This window comes from Chelativorans multitrophicus, from assembly GCF_011317445.1.
Classification (GTDB): Bacteria; Pseudomonadota; Alphaproteobacteria; order Rhizobiales; family Rhizobiaceae; genus Chelativorans; species Chelativorans multitrophicus.
Genome location: NZ_JAAAPL010000001.1, coordinates 2,240,717 through 2,265,481, shown reverse-complemented (window position 1 = coordinate 2,265,481; position 24,765 = coordinate 2,240,717). Strand labels below are relative to the sequence as shown.

Genomic DNA, 24,765 nt, shown 5'->3' with positions numbered 1-24,765 from the left:
CCTGCAGGTGACGCGGGGTGGAGCAGCCCGGTAGCTCGTCAGGCTCATAACCTGAAGGTCGTAGGTTCAAATCCTACCCCCGCAACCAGATTTACTATAGCCCCGCTGCAAACACAGCGGGGTTTTTGCTGTTGCGGCTTATCACTACCCTGCCGCTCGATCCGGTTCGCCGTGCTTGGGGCCGGGCTCGTGCAGCCTCACGCCCCCGCATACGGGGGCGGCGCGACCGGCTCGCGGAGCGCGTGGCGGAGTTGGAGTTTCGATCCACGCCCCTGCGTAAGGGGCGACACGTTGCCGCGAAGGCACTGGCGAAGACCTGGGAGTTTCGATCCACGCCCCCGCATAAGGGGCGACTGCCCTGCGATAACACCCTGAGTGAAATGAGGAAACCGGTGTTCCTGCGCGAACCCGGTGATGTCGGAAGGTCCTAGGGGTTTCGCGGCTGGCCCGGGGATGGATTCATTCACGATTTCAAAGAACAGGCTCGGGTGCGAACCCGCCGCCGCGTGGCAGCACGCTTGTGGTTCGCGCCGGCCTTAAGGGCCCTCATACGATGATGGTGCCCCCAAGATCGACGGCCGGCTTGGCGCCGATATGCTCGACGCGCCGCCGCCAATTGGCGCCAAGATAATAATAGCGCAGGCTATCGCGGCCGGGATCGATAGATGGCCTCCAGGCGGCTCTTGAGCAAGGTCCATTGGGCGGGGACGACCTCGATCTCGAAGACCGAGAATTGAACGCGCTGGCCGAAATTGCGGCGGCACTTCGCCACGCCGCGCCGCGCCGCAGAAGACATTGCCTTTTGTGCAAGCACTCCGGTTAAGTCGCCGACCGCGAAGATCGCGATGCTGTCGTGCGCGCGATTGGCGCCGTATAGAAAGTGGCATCGGCAGAGATCCGCAGGTCGGAGGCATGATTTCCGTCGCCTGCGCTGGAGGGTGGGATAGACGGCGATTTCCTCCAACTTCCCGCGGCTGGTATCGAAGGGATGCCCACAGTCGAGTCGAGTTCGTTTGATGACAAAGGCGAAGCGGCCGAAGGGATGGAGTACCACGCGGCGCGGCGCCGTAGCCGTCTCACTGACCTTTCGAAGCCGCCGGGTTCGACGCCAGAAGCTACCCCCCTCGACAATGTTGGAGGCGGCAGGCCCTTAGCCGAAGAGCGCTAGTCGATGCCAGCCACGATCTGCCAACGCCGAAGGAGACGCAAAGCTCCGCAAACATGTCGACATTCATGTGATCCGGAAATTCCGGCCGACCTTAGGCAGGTCTCTGACGACATCAATATGAGCGCCGCATTCATCTGCGGGGTCGAGATCATGACAGCATCAGCATTTGCGGCTCTCAGAAGAACCGGGCGGCTATTCTCAATGATGATGCGGTTGACGGCGCATCGGTGCGCACCGTCAGAATCTTCCTGTGAAATGCGGGTTTCAGGTAGCGACCGAGGTGCTGCTGCGGCGCCCATTCTTCGTCGTCGTCTGGCAGAGGCCGGCGTTCCGCGTTAAGGGAGGGCCCGCTTGCTGCGCGGCGCGCGCGAAGACGCGCGTCAGCGTGCGGTCCGGGAGCTGAGGCCGAGCGGCCTTCGGTCGTGGCGGGCGCCCCCGAAGGTGTCGTTGCCTTCGCATTTGCGGAGCCGGAGGAGAAAGCAAGTTTCGCGCAGATCAGGAATGTAGCCGCTGCACTTGCAGTGCAAAGCGATCAAGATGATTGCACCGTCAGATCCCTTCACGAATCCTTGTCGAAACAGCCGCTTGGTCGAGCTCAACACGACCGACCGGTTTCCCAGTAGGGAAGCGGTTAAGCCGATCGCGTTGGTGTTCGACGGCAGGCAGATCAGCTCCTCTGGGATCACGAGTTCGGCTTGAACTGAGCCACCAGGCGATGCCTGTCGCCCGGATATGTAAGCCTGACGTTTGTCACCGGCCCCGCGTGGCTCCAGGTCTGACGCTCGATCACCAAGCAGGGATCGTTAGGCGAGAGTTGCAAATGCTCGGTTTCCTCCGCCCCGGCTCGGACAGCCTGGATTCGATGTTCCGCAGTGGTCCAAGGGATCTGTGCCAGGAGCCATGGTCCCGGCGCTATTGTCTCAAAGTCGAAGCCTTTCGCCTCCGGTACGACGGCGAGATCGATAAGTCGTTTTTCGAGACAAAAGGGACGATCACCCGCAAGATGGATACAGGTGAGGTCGACCAACTGGGTCGCCTTCGAAACTCCGAGCCGCCGCAGATCTTCCGTGCCGGCCTTGCGGCAGGTGCGAGACAGGAGCCGATAGCCGTAGCTGAGGTTCAGAGATTGTACTTCTTCTCGGATATCGTGGATTTCCAGCACCGCCGATTGTGCCTGTGGATGAGCCACAAAGGTGCCGGACTTCTTCCGCCGCTCGATCAGGCCCGACTTTGCAAGCTGCGTCATAACCTTATTCACAGTCATGCGGGAGCAGCCGTATTGAACGGCCAGATCGACCTCAAACGGCAGGCGGTAACCGGGCGGCCACGCGCCGGAGATGATCCGGCCTTCAATATCGTTCAGGATGCGCTGATGGAGGGTGGTGCCGCTGCTATCTTCTATCGTCACGCCGTCTCTGCTTTCCGAGAGTCCTTCGCCTCATCTAATCCATATCGCCAAGCGACGAAATTGGAATCTGGCTATGGCTGGTTTTCCAGAAGATCAGACATTGCCGTCCTGAAGCGCCTGGCGATCGCATCGCGTTGAATGTGCCGGCCTTTCTCGACCCGTTTGCGACCGGCGATCCAGACGCTATCGACGTTCACACCGCCTGCAAATATCCAGTGGTCGAGGAGATTGTCTTCGGACAGATAGGGCACGGCATTAATACTGAGCGCAACGATATCCGCAGCATCGCCAACACCGATGCCGCCGGAACCGCCGAGAGCCACATTGCCGCCTTGCCGAGCCTCATCGAAAAGCCTGCGGCCGGTAGACTGGCCGCTTTCAGCGATTACGTTGCGTGCTCGCCGAGACAGGCGTTGCGAATATTCGAGCGTCCTTAATTCTTCGGGCAGCGAGAGCAAGATGTTGGAATCCGACCCGATCCCGAAGCGGCCACCCTCGGCTAGAAATTCTGCGGCGGGGAAGATGCCGTCGCCAAGATTCGCTTCCGTAATTGGGCAGAGGCCTGCAATGGCCCCGCGTCGAGCCATGGCTTGAGTTTCGTCCGCCGTCATATGCGTGGCGTGGATAAAGCACCAGCGCTCATCGACCGGTGCATTGGCAAGCAGCCATTCGACCGGTCGCGCTCCGGACCAGGCGATGCAATCCTCCACCTCCCTCACTTGCTCCGCGACGTGGATATGGATCGGTCCACCGGCGGCGAAAGGGATCGTTCGGTCCAGTTCTTCTTTGGTCACCGCGCGCAGACTATGTGGCGCGACGCCAAGTGTCCCACCGGGCAGCAGCGATATAGTGTTGCGACAGCCCTCCATCAATCGCGCAAAACTATCAATCGAGTTGATGAAGCGACGCTGGCTTTCGAGCGGGCTGGCGCCACCAAAACCTGAGTGGGCGTAAAAGACGGGCAGGAGGGTCAGACCGATACCGGTTTCGGCACTCGCAGCGCCGACTCGCTCCGCCATTTCGGCGATATTGGCATAGGGCGTCCCGTCCTTGTCGTGATGCAGATAATGAAATTCACCGACACGCGAGAAGCCAGCTTCCAGCATCTCCATGTAAAGCTGTGCAGCAACAGCCTCCACATGGTCGGGCGTCATGGACAACGCGAACCGATACATGACCGTGCGCCAACTCCAGAAACTGTCACTGGCCGGACCGCGAACTTCGGCGAGCCCAGCCATCGCCCTTTGAAAGGCGTGGCTGTGGAGGTTTGCCATGGCCGGCAGGATTACTTCGTGGCGTTCGTCGTCCGCGGCCGGCGCAACACCGATCTCGACTGCAGCCACCTTTCCAGCATCCAACGTTAGCCTCACATTTTGATGCCATCCGTTCACGAGCAATGCCGAACCCGTGTGAATCGTAATCATTCTCGTCTCCCGTGCTTGCTTCGGCTCGAAATCTGAGGCGGCGAGATTCCGCTTGCGGCCTACATCATTATGTATATACATGTATGATGAGTTTTGAAGGGCGAAAAGCTGATGACTCGGAACAATTTTTCCGGAGCGGCCGCACACTCCGCTCGTTCGATTTGGCGCAATGGGCGTCTGGCGACGCTGCGGGAGGATTTGCAGGGGCTCGGTATTGTCGAGAACGGCGCTGTCGTCTGCGAAGGCGGGCGCATCCTCTTTGCCGGACCGGAAGGCGAACTGCCCGCTGAGCTGATCGAGAATACCGAGATCACCGATCTTGAGGGACGCTGGGTCACACCCGGCCTCGTCGATTGCCACACGCATATCGTCTATGGCGGCAACCGGGCGCGCGAATTCGAGATGCGCCTCCAAGGCGCGACCTATGAAGAAATTGCGCGTGCCGGCGGCGGCATCGTCTCCTCCGTGAAGGCGACCAACGCGCTCTCCGTCGAAGGATTGGTCGAAGCCGCGCTGCCGCGGCTCGACACACTGATCTCGGAAGGTGTCACCACCGTCGAGATCAAGTCCGGCTATGGCCTCAATATCGAGGCGGAGCTGAAAATGCTGTGCGCTGCCCGAGCTCTTGAGCAGATTCGCCCGGTGCGGGTCGTCACCTCCTATCTCGGCGCCCATGCAACGCCCGTCGAATACAAGGGACGAAACGGGGATTACATTTCCGAGGTGGTCCTGCCCGGACTTGAACGGGCGCATGCCGAGGGCCTCGTCGATGCAGTAGACGGCTTCTGCGAAGGCATCGCCTTCTCGGTGGACGAGATAAGGCGGGTCTTCGACAAGGCCCGTTCGCTCGGTATTCCCGTCAAGCTTCATGCAGAGCAGCTCTCTAATCTCGGCGGCGCCAAACTCGCCGCCTCCTATGGCGCGCTTTCGGCCGATCATCTGGAATATTTGGATGAGGATGGCGCGCGCGCAATGGCGGCTGCCGGCACGGTCGCAGTCCTGCTTCCGGGCGCCTTCTACGCTATCAACGAAAAGCAAAAGCCGCCCGTTGAGGCGCTGCGGCAAGCCGGCGTGCATATCGCGATCGCAACGGACAGCAATCCGGGCACCTCGCCGCTGACCTCTCTGCTGCTCACCATGAACATGTCGGCCACGCTGTTCAGGCTGACCGTGGAAGAATGCATTGCCGGCGCCACCCGCGAGGGCGCCCGTGCGCTCGGCCTGCTGGCTGAGACCGGCACGATCGAAGCCGGCAAGTCCGCCGATCTGGCGATCTGGAATATCGAGAGCCCCGCCGAGCTCGTCTACCGCATCGGCTTCAACCCGCTTCACGCACATATTTTCAAGGGCCGGAGGATCGACTGATGACTATCATCCTACACCCTGGTTCGGTCTTGCTTCGGGATCTCGCGACAATTTACTGGACCGGCGTCCCGGCCAGGCTTGATCCGTCTTTCGACGCAGGCATCGTCAAGGCGGCTGACCGCATCGCGGAGATTGCCGCCGGCAACGCGCCGGTCTACGGCATCAATACCGGCTTTGGTAAGCTTGCCTCGATCAAGATCGACAGCGCCGATGTAGCGGCGCTCCAGCGCAACCTCGTTCTCTCCCATTGTTGTGGTGTCGGCGAGGCCCTGCCGGAAAATGTAGTGCGCCTCATGATGGCCCTGAAGCTTGTTTCGCTCGGCCGTGGCGCCTCCGGCGTGCGGCTCGAACTGGTGCGGCTGATCGAGGCGATGTTGGCGCGCGGCGTCATCCCGGTCATTCCGGAAAAGGGCTCGGTCGGCGCTTCCGGCGACCTCGCCCCGCTCGCTCATATGGCGGCTGTCATGATGGGCCATGGCGAGGCGTTCTTCGGCGGCGAAAGGCTGAACGGCGCGACGGCACTTCTGAAGGCCGGATTGCAGCCTGTCGAGCTCGCAGCCAAGGAGGGACTGGCGCTTATCAACGGTACGCAGACCTCGACGGCGCTGGCGCTTGCCGGCCTGTTTCGCGCCCACCGAGCGGCGCAATCGGCTCTGATTACCGGCGCTATGTCGACGGATGCGGCGATGGGCTCATCGGCGCCGTTCCATCCCGAGATCCACACGCTACGCGGCCATCGCGGCCAGATCGATACGGCAGAGGCCCTGCGCGCCCTGCTTGAAAACTCTCCGATCCGCCAGAGCCATATCGAAGGCGACGAGCGTGTTCAGGACCCTTATTGCATTCGGTGCCAGCCGCAGGTTGACGGCGCTTGTCTCGATCTGCTGCGCTCCGTTGCCCGCACGCTCGAGATCGAAGCCAATGCGGTGACCGACAATCCGCTGGTGCTCTCAGACAATTCCGTCGTCGCCGGCGGCAACTTCCACGCGGAACCCGTTGCCTTCGCAGCCGACCAGATCGCGCTTGCGATTTGCGAGATCGGCGCGATCGCGCAGCGCCGCATCGCCCTGCTCGTCGACCCGGCTCTCTCCTACGGCCTGCCGGCCTTCCTTGCCAAGAAGCCGGGGCTCAATTCCGGTCTTATGATCGCCGAAGTCACATCGGCTGCGCTGATGAGCGAAAACAAGCAGATGTCGCACCCGGCCTCCGTCGACTCTACGCCGACATCGGCCAATCAGGAAGACCATGTCTCCATGGCCTGCCATGGCGCACGACGACTCCTGCCGATGACTGAAAACCTCTTCGCAATTATCGGCATCGAGGCATTGTGCGCCGCACAGGGGGTGGAGCTGCGCGCACCGCTTGCGACCAGCCCCGAGCTTACGAAGGCGATCGCAGCCATCCGAAACGTCGTACCGTCGCTCGAGGAAGACCGTTACATGGCAAACGACCTGAAAGCGGCCACGGTTCTGATTGCCAGCGGCAGTCTCAATGAATCCGTTTCAAGCGGCATCCTGCCCGCTTTGGAGGTCTGACATGTCTGTTTTCGAAGTCAAACAAGGCACCTCCCCCGTTATCCTCGGCTTTCCCCATACCGGCACCGAGGTTCCGCCCGATATATGGGAGCGCCTGAACGACAACGGACGGCTGCTGGCCGATACCGACTGGCACATCCATGAGCTCTATGACGGGTTGCTCGAAAATCCGACCACCGTGCGCGCCACATTCCATCGCTATGTGATCGATGCAAACAGGGATCCGTCTGGCGCCAGTCTCTATCCCGGCCAGAATACGACGGGGCTGATCCCGGAGACCGATTTCGACGGCTTGGCGATCTGGAAGGATGGCGCGGCCCCGATCGAGGCCGATATCGCCACCCGGCTTGCTGCCTTCCATGCGCCGTACCACATCGCGCTCGCCGCAGAGATCGAGCGCGTGAAGGCGATCCACGGGGTGGTCATCCTCTACGATTGCCATTCGATCCGCTCGCACATCCCCTTCCTCTTCGAGGGAAAACTGCCGGATTTCAACATCGGCACGCTTAGGGGCAAGACCTGCGATCCGCGGATCGAAGAAGCCGCAGCCGACGTCGTTGCATCGGCTAAAGGTTTTAGCGGCATTCTCAACGGCCGTTTCAAGGGCGGCTGGACGACGCGCCACTACGGCAGGCCGGAAACCGGCGTCCACGCCATCCAGATGGAGCTCGCCCAATCCACGCATCTAGCAAGCGAAGCGCCGCCCTTCGCCTATGACAGCGAGAGGGCAGACAACCTGCGCATCCATCTCAAATCCATTTTGACGCGGATCGAACAGATCGCGCTCGGTCTGAAACGCTAAACAAGGGGAACTTCACCATGAACATGAACCCGCGTCACAACATCCGCGAAATCCGCGCCCCGCGCGGGCCAGAACTCAGCGCGAAGAGCTGGATGACCGAAGCGCCACTCCGGATGCTGATGAACAATCTCGATCCGGACGTGGCGGAAAACCCGCATGAACTGGTGGTTTATGGCGGCATTGGCCGCGCCGCGCGCACCTGGGAAGATTTCGATCGCATTACTGCGGCGCTGAAGACGCTTAGCGAAGAAGAAACCTTGCTGGTGCAATCCGGCAAGCCTGTCGGCGTGTTCCGCACCCATAAGGATGCCCCGCGCGTGTTGATAGCCAATTCCAACCTCGTGCCGCACTGGGCGACCTGGGATCATTTCAACGAGCTGGATAAGAAGGGGCTGGCCATGTACGGCCAGATGACCGCCGGTTCGTGGATTTATATCGGCACCCAGGGCATCGTGCAGGGCACATACGAAACCTTCGTTGAAGCCGGTCGCCAGCACTATGACGGCAATCTCAAGGGCAAGTGGATCCTGACTGGCGGTCTCGGCGGCATGGGCGGCGCGCAGCCGCTCGCCGCTGTCATGGCGGGTGCCTGCTGCCTTGCCGTCGAGTGCGACGAGACCCGCATCGATTTCCGCCTACGCACCCGTTATGTCGATGCAAAGGCGAGGACGCTGGACGAGGCGCTGGCCATGATCGACATGTGGACGAAGGCCGGCGAGGCAAAATCCGTCGGGCTGCTCGGCAATGCCGCCGAAATCTTCCCGGAGCTTGTACGCCGCATGAAGGCGGGCGGCCCGCGCCCGGATATTGTTACCGACCAGACCTCCGCGCATGATCCGCGTAATGGTTATCTACCGGTCGGCTGGACGGTCGAGGAAGCCAGGGCGAAGCGTGAGAGCGACCCGAAATCCGTCGAGATCGCTGCCCGCGCCTCGATGAGGGCACAGGTCGAAGCCATGGTTGCCTTTTGGGACGCCGGCATCCCGACGCTCGACTACGGCAATAATATCCGCCAGGTCGCCAAGGATGAGGGCCTGGAAAATGCCTTCGCTTTCCCCGGCTTTGTGCCGGCCTATATTCGCCCGCTTTTCTGCCGCGGCATTGGACCGTTCCGCTGGGCAGCGCTGTCCGGCGATCCGGAAGATATCTACAAGACCGACGCCAAGGTGAAGGAACTGCTTCCCGACAACAAGCACCTGCACAACTGGCTGGACATGGCAAAGGAACGCATTTCCTTCCAGGGCCTTCCGGCGCGCATCTGCTGGGTGGGCCTGGGCGACCGCCAGAAGCTTGGCCTTGCCTTCAACGAGATGGTCCGTAACGGCGAGCTTTCAGCCCCGATCGTCATCGGCCGCGATCATCTCGATTCCGGCTCGGTCGCCTCGCCGAACCGCGAGACGGAAGCAATGAAGGATGGTTCGGATGCCGTCTCGGATTGGCCATTGCTCAACGCACTGCTCAACACCGCATCGGGCGCCACCTGGGTGTCGCTGCATCATGGCGGGGGCGTCGGCATGGGCTTTTCGCAGCATGCCGGCATGGTGATCTGCGCCGACGGCTCTGAAGATGCCAACCGTCGTCTGGAACGGGTTCTGTGGAACGACCCGGCGACCGGCGTCATGCGCCACGCGGATGCGGGTTACGAAATCGCGGTCGACTGCGCCGAGGAGAAAGGTCTGCGCCTTCCCGGCATTCTCGGGAACTGATCCGATGCGCATTCTCCGTGCTGGCGATCATAAGCGCATGCCGTGGAAGAACGGTAAGGGGGAGACGGTGGAAATCGCCGTCTTTCCGCCCGGCGCATCGGTTGGCGATTTCGACTGGCGCATCAGCATGGCGACCGTTGCGGAAGACGGCCCGTTTTCCGTTTTCGACGGTATCGATCGCACTCTATCCATCTTGAGCGGTGAAGGGCTGGAGCTTTTCGTGGAGGGGCGGGAGCCGGTCGCATTGAGGCAGGATACGGTTCCGCACGCCTTTCCGGCCGATGTCGCGACGTCAGCCATGTTGCTGAAGGATACCGTCACCGACCTCAATGTCATGACGCGACGTGGCGGGTATGCGCATCGCGTAATCTGCTACAGCCTGCCGCAGACGATCGCGCTCCCATCAGCGGATTCGGACCTTTTTGTATTGGCTCCGGATGGCTGCAGCAGCTCAACCCATAATATCATTTTGGAACCATATGATGCCTTGCTGATGACCGGAGAGCAGGAGGCGATTCATCTCGAGCCGAGTGGTGCTGACCCGCGGCTCTTTGTGATCATCATCCGAACACAAGCCTGACTGCTCGAACCATTTGTACCTAGCAGGGCATGATAGACAAAGCGCCGGTGAGGGAGCCAAGTGTGCTTCTCACCGGTCGCTAAAGTCGTAATTTCGATGAACGTATTGCCGCGAACCAAGTCTGGGGCTTAGCCCTATTACAGACACTTCGCAGACTGCGGAATACGGTGAGCTACGCGATTCTGGCTCACGACACCGCCGCTCGGTCGCCGGCCTTCTCCAATATGGTTTGCCTGCCGATATAGCCAACAATCCCACCCTGCGCGTCGACAACGTCCAGGCCATCGATACCGTCCGCGAGCATCGACGCCAGCGCGACGTGAAGAGTTGCTTCAGAGTCGATGCGCCCCTTGCCGCCGGGGCGCGGGCTTTCCATGGCAGCGAAAACGTTCAGCAAGCTGAGGCGCTTGATAGATCTATCCTGGCCAAGAAAGTTCGCGACGAATTCGTCCGCGGGATGCGCCAGAACCATGGCGGGAGTATCGTATTGAAGAAGGCGGCCATCGCGCATGATCGCGATCCGATCCCCCATTTTCAACGCCTCGTCCAAGTCGTGTGTCACCATGACGACTGTTTTGCTCACCTTCCTCAGGATTTGCTTCAATTCGTCCTGAAGGCGGACCCTGGTGATTGGATCAATTGCACCGAACGGTTCATCCATCAGCATGATCTCAGGGTCAGCGGCTAGCGCCCTGGCGAAACCGACACGCTGCCTTTGGCCGCCAGAAAGCTGGTGCGGCAGACGATCGCGCATGACTGACGGATCGAGGCCGACGAGGTCGAGCAATTCGTCGATGCGTTTTTCCGTTACCTTCGGATCCCATTGAAGCAGTCGCGGCACCGTTGCCACATTACGTGCAATCGTCATGTGTGGGAAAAGTCCGACTTGCTGGATAACATAGCCGATGCTGCGTCGAAGGATCTTGGGATCGGTTGTCGCTATATCCTTGCCCTTCACCAATACGCGGCCTTGGGTCGGATTTTCGAGGCGATTGATCATCCGCATCGTTGTCGTTTTCCCACAGCCCGAGGGGCCGATCATGGCAACGGTTGTCCCCGCCTCGATTTCGAGATCGAGATTGTCAACCGCGTGGCGGTCGCTTCCCGGGTAGCTCTTCGTTACGTGCTCAAGCCTGATCATCGAATGTTCCACCCTATCGTTTGGTCTTTAGCGCACGTTCAAGCCGGCCAAAGCCAATTTCAGCACAGATCGAAAGCAGGGCGATGGGGATTGCTCCGACCAAAAGACGCGGGAGATCCATAATCGCGATCCCGGTATTGATGAAATCTCCAAGACCGCCACCGCCGATAAAGGAAGCAAGGGCAGCCCCCCCGATCACCTGAATCGCAGCCGTCCGCACGCCCGTTATGATCGCCGGTGTCGCGAGCGGCACCTCGATTTGCCACAAGATATCCTGGCGTCCCATTCCCATGCCGTTTGCAGCGTCGAGCACCGACACGTCGATCTCACGCACACCCGTGATTGTGTTGAGCAGCAATGGAGGGATGGCGAGTACTACCAGCGCCACGATGGACGGCGCGATGCCGATGCCCAAGATCGGAAGCGCGGCCGACAGAATAGCCAGGCTGGGGATCGAACGGACGGCACCGGCCACGTTAATGATAAAGAAGGCTATTCTTGGTGAGCGCGCAACTGAAAAGCCTGTCGGGATAGCGATTACCGCCGCGATTCCCAGTGACACCAGGCTCATGAAGAGATGCTGATAAAAGGCCTTGAAGAAGGTCGGCAAATTGCCAGCAATCCAGCCAAAAGCATCGATAACGATCACGGCGCATTTCCTTTGCGGCTCGGCGATAGTTGCGCTTCGATGCGAGAAAGCACAAAATCGGACAGCAGAGCGAGCGCCGACGTCAGGAGGCCGCCGATAATGATTTTTTCCGGGAAACGTTGATCGATCCCCTCAAATATGATCGCTCCAAGCCCACCCGCGTTGATATAGGCGGCGACAGTGGCAATCCCGACAACCGTTACCGTCGCAATTCGGATACCAGCAACGATAAAGGGCATCGCCAAAGGAAGCTCGACCTCCCACAGCCGGCGCGGAGTTCCGTATCCCATCCCATGAGCGGCTTCGAGAACGTCTGCAGGAATCGATTGGAAACCGACCGCAATATTGCGGATCAAGATCATCAGGGAGTAAGCTGAGAGACCCGTTATTGCCGGCCCAGTCCCGATTCCCATCAACGGGATCAAAAGAGCAAAAAGGGCAAGGCTAGGAATGGCGAATAACACGCCCGTGACCATGATGATGGCAGAGAAGGCTTTCGGACGGCGCGCAACCCAGATGCCGACCACCAGTGAGATGATCAGGGCGATGCCTACGGAAGAGACGACCAGATAAAGATGCTGGATAACGGCCGCGAAGATGTCATCCAGATTCCGGGGTGCCCACTTCATCAGCGCTTCTCCGAAAAGAGGTTACTGTGTCGGGCAAACGAGCCGCACGTGATCAGGCCAGCCAATGCGTGAATGTCAGTACCGGTGGGGCGGTCCACATCGAGCGGGGGGCAAACCGCACGGATGTCTTCCAAGGCCTGGATACAGCCAGATCCGATCCGTATGTTTCCTCTCATGTCAATGGCCTGAGCGGCGATCATCATTTCTGCTGCGGTAAGCAGGCGTACCCGCTCGACAATCCTCTTGAGCTTGTCGGCCCCGGAGAAGGCAAGTGATGCGTAATCTTCCACACGGTCGGCCACCGGCGGAGCTGTAAAGGGCAGGGGTAAAGCAAGATGTCCAATCTCGGCCGTCAAAGCTGAAATCGTCTTCTGGACTGTGGCAAACCCGTTCGAGCCGGCCTCCGCTGGCGCAAGAAAACGGGGTAGCTCGGAGAAGATCGGCGACAAGAGCTTCATCATCCGTTCCGCTGCCATAGCGGCAAGACGCGCCAAAGCGAGCCCAAGCATGTCGATCGCAAGCGCCAGATGGGTCGGCTCGAAATTTCCGTTTGGAAGGACAAGGTCTTCATCCGCAAGCACCGCAGGATTGTCGTCACTGCAGCTCAACTCGAGTGTGACGGAAGACTCGAGCGCCTCAAGGGCCGCAACCGCCGAGCCGACTACGGAGGATGCAGAGCGAAGACTGATCGGGTCCTGCAATCTCCTGGCCGGCGCGCCCCCTGCAAGCTCGCCGCCATCGAGAAGCCGCAAGAGCTCGGCCGAGACCGCGGCTTGGCCTGGCGCCGGTCGCAGTCGGACGGCTTCCGGAGAGATTGGATGGAGGTTCGCTCGGAAGCCTTCAAAAGATAATGCCAGCCCCGTCACGTGCGACTGCAGCACACGCCGTGCCTCGCGAACTATGAGGCATGTCAACCCCAATGATCCCGAATTGGAGGAAACAAGTGCCAGGCCGTCCTTCAGGCCAAATTCCGGAAGCTGAATGTTGGACGCTTCAAAGGCTCTCGCTCCATCAACAAGAGTTCCATCCGGTAAATAAGCGAAGCCAGATCCGGTCAGTACGCTCGCAATGTGGGCCAGGGGCGCAAGATCCGCTTCGCCAACCGATCCGATCATGGGCACCAACGGATGGATGGAATGATTGAGCATTGACGCGAGCGCGGAAACGACCGAAGTGGACGCTCCGGCATTCCCTAGGCAAAGCCGCGCGAGCCGCGCCGCCATCATCGCTCGAACCTCTTCGGTCCCGGCGTAGTGCCCAACGCCGACCGCTCGCGCCAGCGGAATGCGATGTTGACCGCCACCCGAATTTGGGGAGACCCGGGTGTCCACAGCCGCCCCAAGTCCGGTGCTGACACCATAGATAGCCTTACCGGTCGCCGAGTGACGGGATAGGCATTCATAAGCGCTCGCAATACGCTTTATCGCTTCGTCAGAAACGGCAACCTTTGCACCGCCAGCGATCGCGCATATCTCATCAACCGAGGCGCCTGTACTCTTGAGGACGATCTGCATTCTGTCTTCCGTTGCCAGTCCCGCCGAATGTCGGCGGGACAATCTTAATGTGGCGATTTATTTGCCGAACCCGTGTTGCTTAAGGAATTCGGCGGCAACGTCCTTCGCCTCCTCGTGATCCCGTTCGACGAGTGCGTTCAACTGTTGCATTACCTGATTATCCAAAACCGCGCTGACCTTGTTGAGAACATCCTCTGCGCCTGGGAATTGCTTGAGGATGTCGTCGCGAATGATTGGCGCGACGTAATACGGCGGGAAGAGCCCCTTATCGTCGGCAAGCGAAACAAACTTCTTGTCAGCGATTTGCCAGTCGGTCGCAAAACCATTTCCGACCTGGATCTGGCCTGCTGCGAGCGCGTCGTAGCGCAAGCCGAGCTTCGCAAATTGCCTGAACTCTTTAAACTCCATGCCATATTTCGCCTTCAGACCCGGCAGGCCATCCGTCCGGTCGGCAAATTCCGGTCCGGCGCCAAGGACGAGATCCTTGGAGACCTTGGACAGGTCGCTCATCGTTTTGAGATTGTATTTGGCTGCCGTTTCCGGCCCGACGATGAGCGCATAACCGTTGTTGATGCCGGCCGGCTTAAGCCACGTCAGTTGAAAATTCTTGGCGTAGTGGTCCTGCACGGTCTTATAAACTGCATCCGCGTCACTTGAGACAGGTCCTTTGACGACTGAGATCAGAGCCGTCCCCGTGTATTCCGGATACATATCGATGTCCCCGGAAACGAGGGCCTGGTGAGCGATCAAGGTCCCGCCGAGATTGATTTTTCGTTCGACCGGGATGCCAGCATTTTCAAGTGCCCCGGCATAGATCTCGCCCAAAATGTACTGTTCGGTGAAATTTTTGGTTCCGACTACAATTTTGTCGGCGGCATGGGCCGCCATGCCGAATGCCAAGCTTACAATCGAGGCTGCGATTAATGCAGACTTCCTCATTGGAATACTCCTGTCAAAGCTTCGGGGCCCTGCAGCGCAATCAGGCTGGCAGTGGGCAGATTTGAATTGTCGGAAGGTCACAGCCGCTCGAGTGCGCTTGATCTTCCCCTCGATGCACCTCTTCGTGTGCTTGATAATTAGTATAGACATAATCGGAGGAGGGTCGCAAGCCGGAACGCTAAATTGTAAAGGTATTATTTGTATTTCGTTGGCAGACGGAAGCGGCGTTTGATGGCGACTTCCCGGTCTTCACGACCGGCGGATTTGCAATAATGTCTATATGTTATTTTTGGGGAAGTAGCTTGTGACAGCGTTTGAAAAGGGCGGATCTCAATCGAGAGTACGGCAGGTCGAGATCGAGTTGACCGGTCGAATCCTTAACGGGTTTTATGCTCACGGGGAGAGACTGCCCTCCGAGGCCGAACTCGTCAAACAGTTCAATGTTTCCCGCCAGACCATTCATAAGGCCCTACGAGAACTTGCAAAGTTCGGGCTTGTCGAACGAAATCGCCGTGCGGGAACGATCGTTATCCGAAAGTTCCAGCAGACATTCGTGCTGCCCCTCACCGATATCAGCGAAGATGTTTTCAAACGCAATTCCATCTATGCGTTCAAGCTGCGTCGGCAGACGGTTCTGCGAAACAACACCGCATTTAGCTGGCCAGATTTACCTGACGATGCGGAGGTCGTTTATGTCGAGCTCCTGCATTATTGCGACGACGTGCCTGTCATGCTCGAGACCCGGCACATCAATCTGGGGGCCGCGCCGGATGCGCGCAACATCGATTTTTCGACTATCGCACCCAGTCCGTGGCTGATGTCGAATATTCCGTGGTCGTCTGTCAGTCATCGCATCAGCGCCATTTCCAGTGGCGAAGAGCTTGCGCGTGCCCTGGACCTGACTCCGGGTGCGGCTTGCATGGCAATCGAGCGGAAAACCTATCATCTTGCCTTGCCGATCACGCGCGTGCGCATGGTCCTTGCCGGCGATCGCATGGATCTTCGCGGCGAGTACGTCCTGCCGACGTTGTGATCCATGTTCACCATGCGTGCAAGCTCTCTAGCTCGATCCGGCCAGGGTATTCGGCGAGGATCGCGTAGTCATCAATTGCGACCTCGGCGAAGCGGCGTAACTGGAGAGACTCTAGCCATTTGGCACCTTCGGCGTCCTCATGTGCGCTCAAAAGCGCGTTTCGCAGATTGTCGCTGAGAGAATGAGGTGTACCACGTGACGCGATGAGCAGCGGGCAGGGGGTTGATGGGGTGGTTGCAATCACTTTCACCCCGGATATTTTTTCCGGCGCGTGGACGCGCAACAGTTCGAATGCGTAAGCATCGACCGGCCCCGCATCCACAAGCCCCTCTCTTACCGCCTGTATGATACCCGTAGGGTTCAAGAACGGCCCCTTGGCGGGAGGAAGAGCATCACGGAATTCGGAGGAAAAGCCTTCCAGCAGGAACCGACGCAGCGCATGATATCCTGACTGCGAGTCCCGGACGGTCCAGCCGAAGGTCATGCCAAACAGGTCTTTTGGCGTCTTTGCCGCATTATTTGCGGCAACGACGATATGGCTTGCGTAAAGCGGTTTCGCTTGCGACCAAGCCGCCAGAGCCACAGGCGCGGCGAGTGCGATTGGGCGAAGCTCAGGCGCCATGCTGATGAATGGATATCCACACATGAACACCGCGCCGAGGTCAGGTCTTTGCCACAGTTCAGAGAGCGGCGCCGGAGCGTCGTGAGCAACAATCTCCAGATCGGCATCCGCCTGGCGGGACAGCCAATCAAAAAAGCCGTCCCAGAGGCTCCGGACCTCAGGAGCGACATTGTACATCCTCGATGAGGCGACCAGCATAGCGTGCTTCCTCACGCGAAGCGGAGTTTTTGCCCAATTCCGAGCTGACGGGCCTTTTCAACCATCGCAGCACCCAGCGCCACGTCTGTGCTGCTAAGGCCTCGGTGCCAGAAAAGGATTGTTTCGTCGTCGCTCTCGCGGCCGGATTTCAGGCCGGCCACGATTTGCCCCATCTCGGCATGCAGGTTTTCAGCTGTCACCTTTCCGGCGTCAACGTGTCGGCGAAGCGCACCATAGGGGCGACCGGGCCCGCACTGGCCCCAATCATCGACGACTACTTTATCCATGATATCCGTCAGATCGAATTCCAGCGCGCTCATCGTCCCATAAGGAACGACGAATGCACCTTTTTTTACCCACTTTGTCTCGAAAAGAGGGGTTGGTTCCGGCAGCCGGCTCGCCTCAACCATGATATCGGCGCCCTCAAGGCAATCGCGCCAGTTATCGGTCACAATGATCTTCTTTCCGAGATCATTCTCAAGCCGCTTCGCAAATACATTCCGGCTCTCTGGCCGTCTGGAGTGAACGCGAATTTCGTCAAAATCAAAGATGTGATCGAGAAGTCGGATATTCCAATAAGACGTTCCTCGCGCACCAACGTGTCCCAGGATCTTGCTGCCCTTGCGGGCCAAATGCCGGGCTCCAATTGCGGTAACGGCGCCAGTACGCATATCCGTAATCGCGGTCGCATCGATAATAGCCCGAGGTACGCCGGTCTCGGGATCAAAGAGATTGAGCACTGCCATCTCTGATGGAAGTCCCTGTTTGTAGTTGTCGACGAAGTCTCCAACGACTTTGACGCCGGCATAACCAAGGGACTTAACGTAACCGCGGAGGACGTTGAAATGACCCTTGTCGGAGCTCTCGGGAACGAGATGAACGCGAGGCTCGATAACGGTTTCGCCCCGCCCCTGCGCCTCTAACGCCTTGGAAACCGCGTTGAGGATTTCATCGTTACTAAGTGCCAGCGCTTTTGCGTCCAACGCGTTCAGATAGTCAATCCAGATTTCTTGCATAAGTTTTTCTCCCCTCTTGTGATTTTTCTTACTAACGTGCTGCCGTTGAGGGCACTAGCAGAACGTTTTTCACGGTATGTTCGGTAAAATCGAATGAATTTCCTTATGCCTGCTTCTAAAGCGGCGGCGGCGCCCGGCAATTTCGACATGCCGCCTCAAGGGCAAGCGAGGCCTTGCTCGGTTGTCGCTGCTTATGACGGAGCAAGCGAAACTCGCGTGTAGGCAATTCGAACGGCGCTTGTACAAGGATGCCCTCCTGCAGGTAGATCCCAGCGGCAGCATGCGACACCGCGGCGGCGCTATGGCCTGCTCGCACGGCCGAAAGGACGGCTTCATTGGAGGGAAGGGTAAGGACGACATCCAGTTCGCTCGGCGCTCCTCCCAATCGCTTGAGCGCATTTTCAAATTCGGAGCGTGTCCCGGAGCCTTCCTCGCGCATCACCCAGGAGCTTCCGCGAACCAATTCATCAACACTAAGCGACGAGGCCTTAGACCAAGGATGATTGGCGCTAACGACAATCATGAGTGCGTCTTCCGAAATGATCACGGATGACAAAGCTGCAGCTTCGATCTCGCCTTCCACGAAGCCTACTTCCGCGCGCCCATCAAGGACTGCCTCGGCAACGGTCCGGGTATTGCCAAGGGTAAGGTCGATTTGGATACCCGGATAATTGGAGCGAAACCCGACCAAGACTGGCGGAAGCCAATAGCTGGCAATGGTCTGGCTTGCCGCCACGCCGAGGTTGCCCCGCTGCAATCCACCCAATTCGGACAACATCAATTCGGCCGCACGAACGCGTGCTAGCATCGCCTTCGCTTCAACGAGAAACGTCTTCCCGGTACTGGTGAGTTCGATCCGTCGACCCACGCGGTGGAAGAGTTCAACACCGTAATAACCCTCGAGGTTCTTGATGGCCGCGCTCACCGCGGATGGCGTCAGATGGATAGCGTCGGCGGCCTGGGTTAGGTGCTCTCGCTCCGCAACGGCGACGAAAACGACAAGCTGCTCAAACGTCATGGGAAGATCATTCTATTTTTCCGAACGTTGTATGGATTTTTTTTCGATGGATGTGGTCAACGTTAGGTGACAGGTTCCATCATCGATCATGCCGATGATGAGCTATAATGTCTATACTTAAAAATAGCCGCCGACTTTTTCCGGGCGTTATTTTGTCCGCAGCGGTCGCCGGCCTGGCCCTCGCTATGGAGCACGCAGAGTTCATGGTGTTCCATGTGCGGTGGGTCGAGAGCATTGTGCTTGCCATCGCCATCGGGATCTTTATCGCAACCTGGCGCCCGATCGAAGCTCGCTTCAGACCAGGCATCGAGTTCAGCGCCAAAGGTCTGCTGGAGGCTGCAATCGTTCTTATCGGGGCTTCGATAAGTTATTCGGCCATTCGCGATGCAGGTGTGGAGCTGGTGGTTGGCGTGGCAAGCATTGTATTCTTGTCGATTGCTGCCACCTACTTGATAGGTCGGCTGCTTGGCCTTTCGGCAAAGCTTGCGATCCTTATTGCCTGCGGTAATTCGATCTGCGGCAACTCCGCCATCGTCGCTGTTGCGCCTGTCATCGAAGCGCCAGCTAAAGATGTTGCTGCAGCGCTTGCGTTCACCGCAGGTTTGGGCATTCTTGCGATTTTCCTGCTGCCCCTACTTTATTATCACCTTGAGCTGACCCTCGCTCAATATGGCGTTGTCGCAGGTATAACAGCGTATGCGGTACCTCAGGTTCTTGCCGCTACCGCGCCCGTCGGGGCCGTTAGCGTTCAAATCGGGACACTCGTGAAGCTCATCCGCGTGTTGATGTTAGGCCCTGTCGTATTCGCACTGAACTCTGCAATGAAAGTGCGAGTTGGCGGTCAAAAGGGTGAAGCAACCAGACCCCTGGTCCCTTGGTTCATTTTGGGGTTCTTCGGGATGGTTGCACTTCGATCCTCTGGCCTTGTGTCAACCGCACAGGCAGAGATCTTGGCCCAAATCGCCAGCATATTGACAACCTTGGCTATGGCTGCGCTTGGGCTTTCCGTGAATGTCAGGTCCTTTTTCCACGCCGGTGGACGAGTCATGTTGGCTGCAACATGCTCCGTAGTATTGCTCGCCCTGATGGGGTTTGTGCTCGTCTCATTCCTTGTACCTTTACCCTAGGAGCCGTTCTTGCCTTGGAAAGGTTCGCCGGCTTCACGGAATTCTATAACGCCTGCCGCGATTAACTTCTCGATTTGATCGTCTTCCCACCCGAGCACTTCCGACAGGACCTCACGACTATGCTGTCCGAGACGCGGTGCAGGCGCGGCCTTCACCGGTGGTGTAGCCGACATACGCAAGGCAGAGGTGACAACCGGATAACTGCCGAACAATGGATGCTCGACCTGTTCGACTTGCGCGAGATGCTGAACCTGCTCGTTCTGGAACACCTTGTCCATTGTATTGATCGGAGCAACCGGCGCGCCGGTCGAAGACAAGAGGTCCACCCAGTAATCGGTTGGATGCTGGCGCGTGACATCGCTGATCAAGGCAACGAGCTCTTCGCGGTGCGCCACGCGATCCCCATTGGTGACGAAGCGCGGATCATGCTTCCATTGAGGTTGCCCGAGCGCATCGCACATCACCCCGAACAGCTTGTCGTTCGGCGATCCCATGAGCACCCAGCCATCCTTGCTTGGGAATGCCTGATAGGGAGCAACATTGGCATGGGCAGAGCCCTGCGGCTTCGCAATGCTGCCCCCGATGAGGTATTCACTGGCCACATTGATCAACATCGCAAGCTGTGAACCCAGCAGCGAAGCGTCAACGCGCTGGCCTTCTCCGGTAGCCTGCCGGTGATACAAGGCGCCAAGGATGCCGATAGCAGCGTGAAGGCCTGTGCACACGTCGATGAGCGCCACGCCCGTCTTGACCGGCTCGCCACCCGGAGTCCCGGTTACGCTCATCAGCCCACCCATGGCTGATATCATCAGATCATATCCGGGGCGTGATTTGTATGGCCCGGTCTGACCGTAGGCGGAGATGGCACAATAGACGAGCGAAGGATTGATCTGCCTGAGCGTTTCGTAACCCAGGCCCAGTCGCTCCATCACGCCTGGACGGAAACTCTCGACAAGCACATCCGCATGCTTGACCAGATCGCGGATAATCTGCGCGCCCTCTGGAGACTGCAGGTCAATCGCGATGCTGCGCCGATTGCGGTTCAAGCCAAGAAAATACGAACTCGCTTCCCCGACGAAGGGTGGCCCCCAGCTTCTGCTGTCATCGCCCACGCCAGGGCGCTCCGCCTTTATCACATCCGCGCCGAGATCAGCGAGAATAGTCGTTGAGAAAGGACCTGCAACGACCCGCGTCAGGTCGATTACACGTGCGCCTTTGAGCGATGTCTGCTGCATGTTCTGTTTACTCTGTTTCATCTTTGTTCGTATTTTTTGCGGTTAGTTGTTTAGGGAGCGAGCTCACCGCTCACGTCAACCTGCGTGCGAAGAACCGTCAGTTCCTCTTCCGTCGGTTCGATGGTGCTCGGCCAAGGGCCATCGCATGCCAGCTCGAAACCCGTGTTTGCCATGACGTCGTCTTGGGAGACGCCAGGATGGAGCGAACGAACCTGAAGATTCTTTTCCTCATCGAACTCGAAGACCACTTTCGGCGTAACGCAACAGACCGGCCCTTCTGTCTCGATGCCATTGGCGCGGCGTGCGCCTGGGCCGTCGAGGTGACCGGCTGCTGACAGGAAATCCAGCTTTTCGACAAAGGTGCGCTTGGTATGGGTCGCGCTGAATAGAATTATACGTCCCGAAACCACGGCGAAAGAAGTGTTGGCAAGGCCCGGTCCGCGGAATTTGGGGCGTCCATGTTCGTCATAGCCCACTCCCGTCAGGTTGATATTGCCACGACGGTCGATCTGGACACCTCCGTAGAACATGACATCGAGCAGGCCGTTTTCGGACATCTCGAACAAGTCGTAACCGGTGTTGATTGCCTCTGCATTGAAGCACCAGCGGCCGTCCGATGCGGAATGATAGAGCCGGGGCGGCCGCGCATTCACCACCCCGGCTGGGCTGATCATGGTGAGGTTGGGTGCATGCATGGACTGTGCAAGCATGCAGGCTGCCACCGGCACCAGTGATGAAGCCCCGGTGACGGCCAGATCGCCGTCACGCAGTTCGCGTGCGATGAGGACGACCATGAGCTCGCCTATCGAATACCCGCTCATTTGACTACCTCGTTCAGGGCGACCAAATGCTCCCAGCCCCCTATCGCCGCAAGATAGTCTTCGTGCGTGCCAGGGGCGTGTACCAGAGGCTCGAGATAGTCGGCCTCCCACGATCGGGGGTCCTGGCCGGCCTTGATATATGCTTTGATCGCGGTTTCGTCGTGCGGGTAAAGGCCCTGGCTGGAGCCTGGATGCGCCCCACCTGGAGCGCAGACAATCCGGTCCACCAGATAGCCGGGAATAGTCGTCCGGTGCGGCTCCTTCCGGACTTCGCTGTTTTCGACGATGCGGTCCACGCTGACGATGACGTGGCGCGCCGCTTTTGCAAACAGCGGATCGGCGAAGGAATTGCCGAAATTCCGCACGTTTCCATAAATGTCGGCCTCTTGTGCGTGCAAGAGGCAGACGTCAGGAACAACGGCGCGAGGCGCAACCACGCCGTCGGAGTTGCGTCGAGCAATTGGGGAGGACATGATGTCCGTTCCGCGCACGGACGTGACGGGGTGGTCTTGAAGATGCTCCAGCGTGGCCATGAACCCGCCGAGTATCGTGGCTTCATCCGCGTCGATGATCTTGACAGCCCCCGTCTGCGCGGCGCGCTGAAAATTTGGGGCAAGCCCCATATGCTCGAATGACACATGGCCGATCGTGGCTTCGGCGACGCAGCCCCCGCCGATCAATAGATCGACGGCATATCCGGAAGGCGGCGCGGCGATAATGCGCAAATTTTGAATGCGCCGCCGGACGATCTCACGCGCAAGGGCGGATGGATTGTTGTGAAACCACAAGCCTCCAAGCACCAGGAGCTGACCGTCGCAAACGACGTCCATGGCCTCCGTCAAGTCAACGAGTTTGCTTGTCCGTACGGTCGACCGGGACATCGGCACCTGAGTGGACATCGCAACGTCTCCAGTGTAGAAATCCATGTTATGGATTTCATTATCCACTTTATGGTTTCTCACGTCAAGCCGGAAGGATAACTTTATGCGTTACATGGCGGTGCGCCATTATGCTCTTCCCATTCGTGGCGTATTCAGGATCGCGCGGGGGGAGAAGACTGTTTCAAATGCGGTCGAGGTAACTCTGACGGAGGGCGAAGAATCCGGCAGAGCCGAGTGCATTCCCTACGCCCACTATGGGGAGTCCGTTGAGTCGGTGATGGAGCAAATCACCGCGTTGCGCAAAGAGGTGGAGGCCGGGCTTAGCATCGAGGCCCTTCAAGAGGCTCTGCCTCCCGGTGCGGCTCGAAACGCGCTGGACTGCGCCATGTGGAGCCTGCGGAGCAAGCTTTCTGGCCACGCCATTGCGGAATATGCCGGCCTTCCGCGGCTGGCGCCAGTTACCACTGCCTTCACGCTCAGCCTGGATACGCCTGAAGCCATGGCCAACGCCGCCCAGCGCAATGCCGACCTTCCAATCCTTAAGCTGAAGCTGAACGGACGGGATGACATAGCGCGGGTGGAAGCGGTTCGCGCGGCAGCGCCCAACGCGCGCTTAATTGCGGACGCGAATGAATCCTGGACGCCGCAGCACCTCGATACCCATCTCCCGCGCTTTGCAGAATTGGGCATCGAACTGCTGGAACAGCCGTTGCCCGCTGGTCGAGATGCTGCCCTGCGAGGTTTGAACAGCCCGGTGCCCTTGGCAGCTGACGAAACCTGCCGATCATTGGCCTCGCTTAACGACATTGTTGGGAAATACAGCTTCGCGACCATCAAGCTGGACAAGACTGGCGGACTGACCGAGGCCCTGGCTCTGATCACCGCCGCGCGCGCGGCGGGCCTGCGCATAATGGTCGGCAGTATGGTGTCGTCGTCGCTATCAGTCGGGCCGGGCTTGGTGATTGCTCAATTCGCCGAGTTTCTTCACCTCGACGGCCCGCTCCTGCTCGCCGAGGATTGCGAGCCAGGCTACCAGTATCACGCAGGACGATTGGATCCTGATCCACATGTCTGGCCGGTTTGATAGTCTCCGGAATAGAATAAATTCGCGGACGCGGCCTGTGCTGCATCGCAGACCATCTCAGCCAGTTCTAGTATGCGCTCTTGCGATGTAATGCGGGAGGCGAGGACGGGAACGGTGATTGCCGCCACCACCTCGCGCGTATGGTCGCGGACCGGAGCTGCCACCGCCCAGACATCCGGAGCGGAAAACTCGTTGTTGATCGCATATCCAAGCTGCCGCACCTGCGCTAAAAGCTCCAGGAATTCGGCGCGTCCTGAAATGGCGCTGCCAATCCGCCGCCAAGCAGAATCCTCCGGCAGAATCTCATCAATTTTGGATGCGCTGCACCACGCAATCAGGGCTTGTCCGGCAGCACGGCCATCCCAACACGGAAGGCTTTGACCGAGCGGACTGAACACCTTCACGACCTGGTTGCTGACGCGCCGGTTCACGAATACGCATTGGTCGCCACTGAGGACAGCAAGCTGATTGCTCTCGCCTGATTTCTCCAAAAGGCGGTCCATCGGAATACGCGTGGCGGAGATCAAATCATTGTTGGAGACGACCGCCTCCGCCAGGCGAATAATTTCGAAGTGCGGCGTGTATACCCCGCGTGTTTCATCATAGCTAATGAAGTTCCGGCGCGTCAGCACTTCGAGGATGCGACTGAGGGTGCTTTGCGCCAGATTTAGCCGGCCGGCGATCTGCCGGGCGGTCAAGGCCGGCTCGGTCGTCGAAAATACCGACAAAACATCAAGCATTCTTTCTGCGGAGCGAAGTGTCTGACCTGTTGCAAGCTTGACCACGAAATTTCCTCAGTAGCAGCGTTCCTTACAGCGAACGCCAGCCAAGCCTATCAATCAAGTGCAATCATCTTACAATCCATGTTTC

22 protein-coding genes, 1 tRNA gene and 2 pseudogenes are annotated in these 24,765 nt (G+C 58.8%); 9 read left to right on the top strand and 16 right to left on the bottom strand.

Translation table 11 applies throughout. The features are described from left to right. Positions 1–11: 11 nt before the first annotated feature. Positions 12–88: transfer RNA gene (locus GNP00_RS10670), tRNA-Met, on the top strand. Positions 89–546: 458 nt separating this feature from the next. Here GNP00_RS10670 and cas2 read toward each other — a convergent pair. From cas2 to GNP00_RS10655, 4 genes and pseudogenes are all read right to left on the bottom strand, one after another. Beyond that, positions 547–796: pseudogene (gene cas2 / locus GNP00_RS10665) on the bottom strand (CRISPR-associated endonuclease Cas2). Between the two features lie 9 nt (positions 797–805). Further along, a pseudogene (locus GNP00_RS23585) lies at positions 806–1,132 on the bottom strand (beta-propeller fold lactonase family protein); the annotation flags it as partial. A 718-nt stretch (positions 1,133–1,850) separates the two neighbouring features. Next, on the bottom strand, positions 1,851–2,570 hold the full coding sequence (hutC, locus tag GNP00_RS10660) for a histidine utilization transcriptional repressor HutC (RefSeq protein ID WP_041545597.1): 720 nt from the start codon (positions 2,568–2,570) through the stop codon (positions 1,851–1,853). A gap of 77 nt (positions 2,571–2,647) precedes the next feature. After that, positions 2,648–4,000 carry a formimidoylglutamate deiminase gene (locus GNP00_RS10655; protein WP_011582300.1) on the bottom strand — a complete coding sequence of 451 codons (1,353 nt, stop codon included), beginning with the start codon at positions 3,998–4,000 and terminating at the stop codon, positions 2,648–2,650. 111 nt (positions 4,001–4,111) lie between these two features. Here GNP00_RS10655 and hutI point away from each other — a divergent pair, with 111 nt between their 5' ends. The 5 genes from hutI to GNP00_RS10630 are packed head-to-tail and all read left to right on the top strand — an operon-like array spanning position 4,112 to position 9,988. After that, positions 4,112–5,365 carry an imidazolonepropionase gene (gene hutI, locus GNP00_RS10650; protein WP_011582299.1) on the top strand — a complete coding sequence of 418 codons (1,254 nt, stop codon included), beginning with the start codon at positions 4,112–4,114 and terminating at the stop codon, positions 5,363–5,365. Beyond that, a complete protein-coding gene (hutH, locus tag GNP00_RS10645) occupies positions 5,365–6,900 on the top strand; it encodes a histidine ammonia-lyase (protein ID WP_166015988.1) in 1,536 nt (511 codons plus the stop codon). Before hutI ends, hutH begins: the two co-directional genes overlap by 1 nt. 1 nt (position 6,901) lies before the next feature. Then, the gene (hutG, locus tag GNP00_RS10640; protein ID WP_011582297.1) at positions 6,902–7,702 is read left to right on the top strand and encodes an N-formylglutamate deformylase; all 801 of its coding nucleotides are present in this window, start codon (positions 6,902–6,904) and stop codon (positions 7,700–7,702) included. Positions 7,703–7,719: 17 nt separating this feature from the next. Further along, complete coding sequence (gene hutU / locus GNP00_RS10635) at positions 7,720–9,408, top strand: urocanate hydratase (RefSeq protein ID WP_166015986.1); 1,689 nt, start codon at positions 7,720–7,722, stop codon at positions 9,406–9,408. A 4-nt stretch (positions 9,409–9,412) separates the two neighbouring features. Beyond that, the gene (locus tag GNP00_RS10630) at positions 9,413–9,988 is read left to right on the top strand and encodes a HutD/Ves family protein (RefSeq protein ID WP_011582295.1); all 576 of its coding nucleotides are present in this window, start codon (positions 9,413–9,415) and stop codon (positions 9,986–9,988) included. 187 nt (positions 9,989–10,175) lie between these two features. Here GNP00_RS10630 and GNP00_RS10625 read toward each other — a convergent pair whose 3' ends face one another. The 5 genes from GNP00_RS10625 to GNP00_RS10605 are packed head-to-tail and all read right to left on the bottom strand — an operon-like array spanning position 10,176 to position 14,860. After that, positions 10,176–11,129, bottom strand: a complete 954-nt coding sequence (locus GNP00_RS10625) for an ABC transporter ATP-binding protein (protein ID WP_011582294.1) — start codon at positions 11,127–11,129, stop codon at positions 10,176–10,178. A 13-nt stretch (positions 11,130–11,142) separates the two neighbouring features. After that, positions 11,143–11,778, bottom strand: a complete 636-nt coding sequence (locus tag GNP00_RS10620; protein WP_011582293.1) for an ABC transporter permease subunit — start codon at positions 11,776–11,778, stop codon at positions 11,143–11,145. Next, the gene (locus tag GNP00_RS10615; protein WP_011582292.1) at positions 11,775–12,407 is read right to left on the bottom strand and encodes an ABC transporter permease; all 633 of its coding nucleotides are present in this window, start codon (positions 12,405–12,407) and stop codon (positions 11,775–11,777) included. The genes GNP00_RS10620 and GNP00_RS10615 overlap by 4 nt, the downstream gene beginning before the upstream one ends. Continuing rightward, positions 12,407–13,921 carry an HAL/PAL/TAL family ammonia-lyase gene (locus tag GNP00_RS10610; RefSeq protein WP_011582291.1) on the bottom strand — a complete coding sequence of 505 codons (1,515 nt, stop codon included), beginning with the start codon at positions 13,919–13,921 and terminating at the stop codon, positions 12,407–12,409. Before GNP00_RS10610 ends, GNP00_RS10615 begins: the two co-directional genes overlap by 1 nt. 57 nt (positions 13,922–13,978) lie before the next feature. Then, positions 13,979–14,860, bottom strand: a complete 882-nt coding sequence (locus tag GNP00_RS10605; protein ID WP_041544818.1) for a glycine betaine ABC transporter substrate-binding protein — start codon at positions 14,858–14,860, stop codon at positions 13,979–13,981. A 304-nt stretch (positions 14,861–15,164) separates the two neighbouring features. Between GNP00_RS10605 and GNP00_RS10600 the strand changes: the two genes are divergently transcribed. Beyond that, positions 15,165–15,893: a UTRA domain-containing protein gene (locus tag GNP00_RS10600; protein WP_011582289.1), complete on the top strand. Its 729-nt coding sequence runs from the start codon at positions 15,165–15,167 to the stop codon at positions 15,891–15,893. A 7-nt stretch (positions 15,894–15,900) separates the two neighbouring features. Here the strand turns inward: GNP00_RS10600 and GNP00_RS10595 are convergent, their stop codons facing one another. The 3 genes from GNP00_RS10595 to GNP00_RS10585 form a co-directional block, all read right to left on the bottom strand. Next, on the bottom strand, positions 15,901–16,713 hold the full coding sequence (locus GNP00_RS10595; RefSeq protein WP_011582288.1) for a phosphate/phosphite/phosphonate ABC transporter substrate-binding protein: 813 nt from the start codon (positions 16,711–16,713) through the stop codon (positions 15,901–15,903). Between the two features lie 11 nt (positions 16,714–16,724). After that, entirely contained in the window at positions 16,725–17,729 is a 1,005-nt protein-coding gene (locus GNP00_RS10590; RefSeq protein WP_011582287.1) for an ornithine cyclodeaminase family protein, read from the bottom strand. 115 nt (positions 17,730–17,844) lie between these two features. Next, a complete protein-coding gene (locus GNP00_RS10585; RefSeq protein ID WP_011582286.1) occupies positions 17,845–18,747 on the bottom strand; it encodes a LysR family transcriptional regulator in 903 nt (300 codons plus the stop codon). A 107-nt stretch (positions 18,748–18,854) separates the two neighbouring features. On the opposite strand from GNP00_RS10585, the gene GNP00_RS10580 reads away from it, so the two are divergent. Beyond that, on the top strand, positions 18,855–19,874 hold the full coding sequence (locus tag GNP00_RS10580; RefSeq protein ID WP_011582285.1) for a YeiH family protein: 1,020 nt from the start codon (positions 18,855–18,857) through the stop codon (positions 19,872–19,874). On the opposite strand, the gene GNP00_RS10575 is transcribed toward GNP00_RS10580, so the two are convergent. Genes GNP00_RS10575 through GNP00_RS10565 form a run of 3 tightly spaced genes read right to left on the bottom strand, consistent with a single transcriptional unit; the run spans position 19,871 to position 22,856 of the window. Continuing rightward, positions 19,871–21,130 carry a CaiB/BaiF CoA transferase family protein gene (locus tag GNP00_RS10575; RefSeq protein WP_166015984.1) on the bottom strand — a complete coding sequence of 420 codons (1,260 nt, stop codon included), beginning with the start codon at positions 21,128–21,130 and terminating at the stop codon, positions 19,871–19,873. The genes GNP00_RS10580 and GNP00_RS10575 overlap by 4 nt on opposite strands. 29 nt (positions 21,131–21,159) lie before the next feature. Then, positions 21,160–21,930, bottom strand: coding sequence for a CoA-transferase subunit beta (locus tag GNP00_RS10570; RefSeq protein WP_011582283.1), 771 nt, complete (start codon positions 21,928–21,930; stop codon positions 21,160–21,162). Then, positions 21,927–22,856, bottom strand: a complete 930-nt coding sequence (locus GNP00_RS10565) for a CoA transferase subunit A (protein WP_207634022.1) — start codon at positions 22,854–22,856, stop codon at positions 21,927–21,929. Before GNP00_RS10565 ends, GNP00_RS10570 begins: the two co-directional genes overlap by 4 nt. Before the next feature lie 58 nt (positions 22,857–22,914). Between GNP00_RS10565 and dgcA the strand changes: the two genes are divergently transcribed. After that, entirely contained in the window at positions 22,915–23,895 is a 981-nt protein-coding gene (gene dgcA / locus GNP00_RS10560; protein WP_011582281.1) for an N-acetyl-D-Glu racemase DgcA, read from the top strand. On the opposite strand, the gene GNP00_RS10555 is transcribed toward dgcA, so the two are convergent. Beyond that, complete coding sequence (locus GNP00_RS10555) at positions 23,850–24,635, bottom strand: IclR family transcriptional regulator (RefSeq protein ID WP_198139699.1); 786 nt, start codon at positions 24,633–24,635, stop codon at positions 23,850–23,852. The two genes, dgcA and GNP00_RS10555, sit on opposite strands and share 46 nt — an antisense overlap. Positions 24,636–24,765 lie beyond the last annotated feature (130 nt).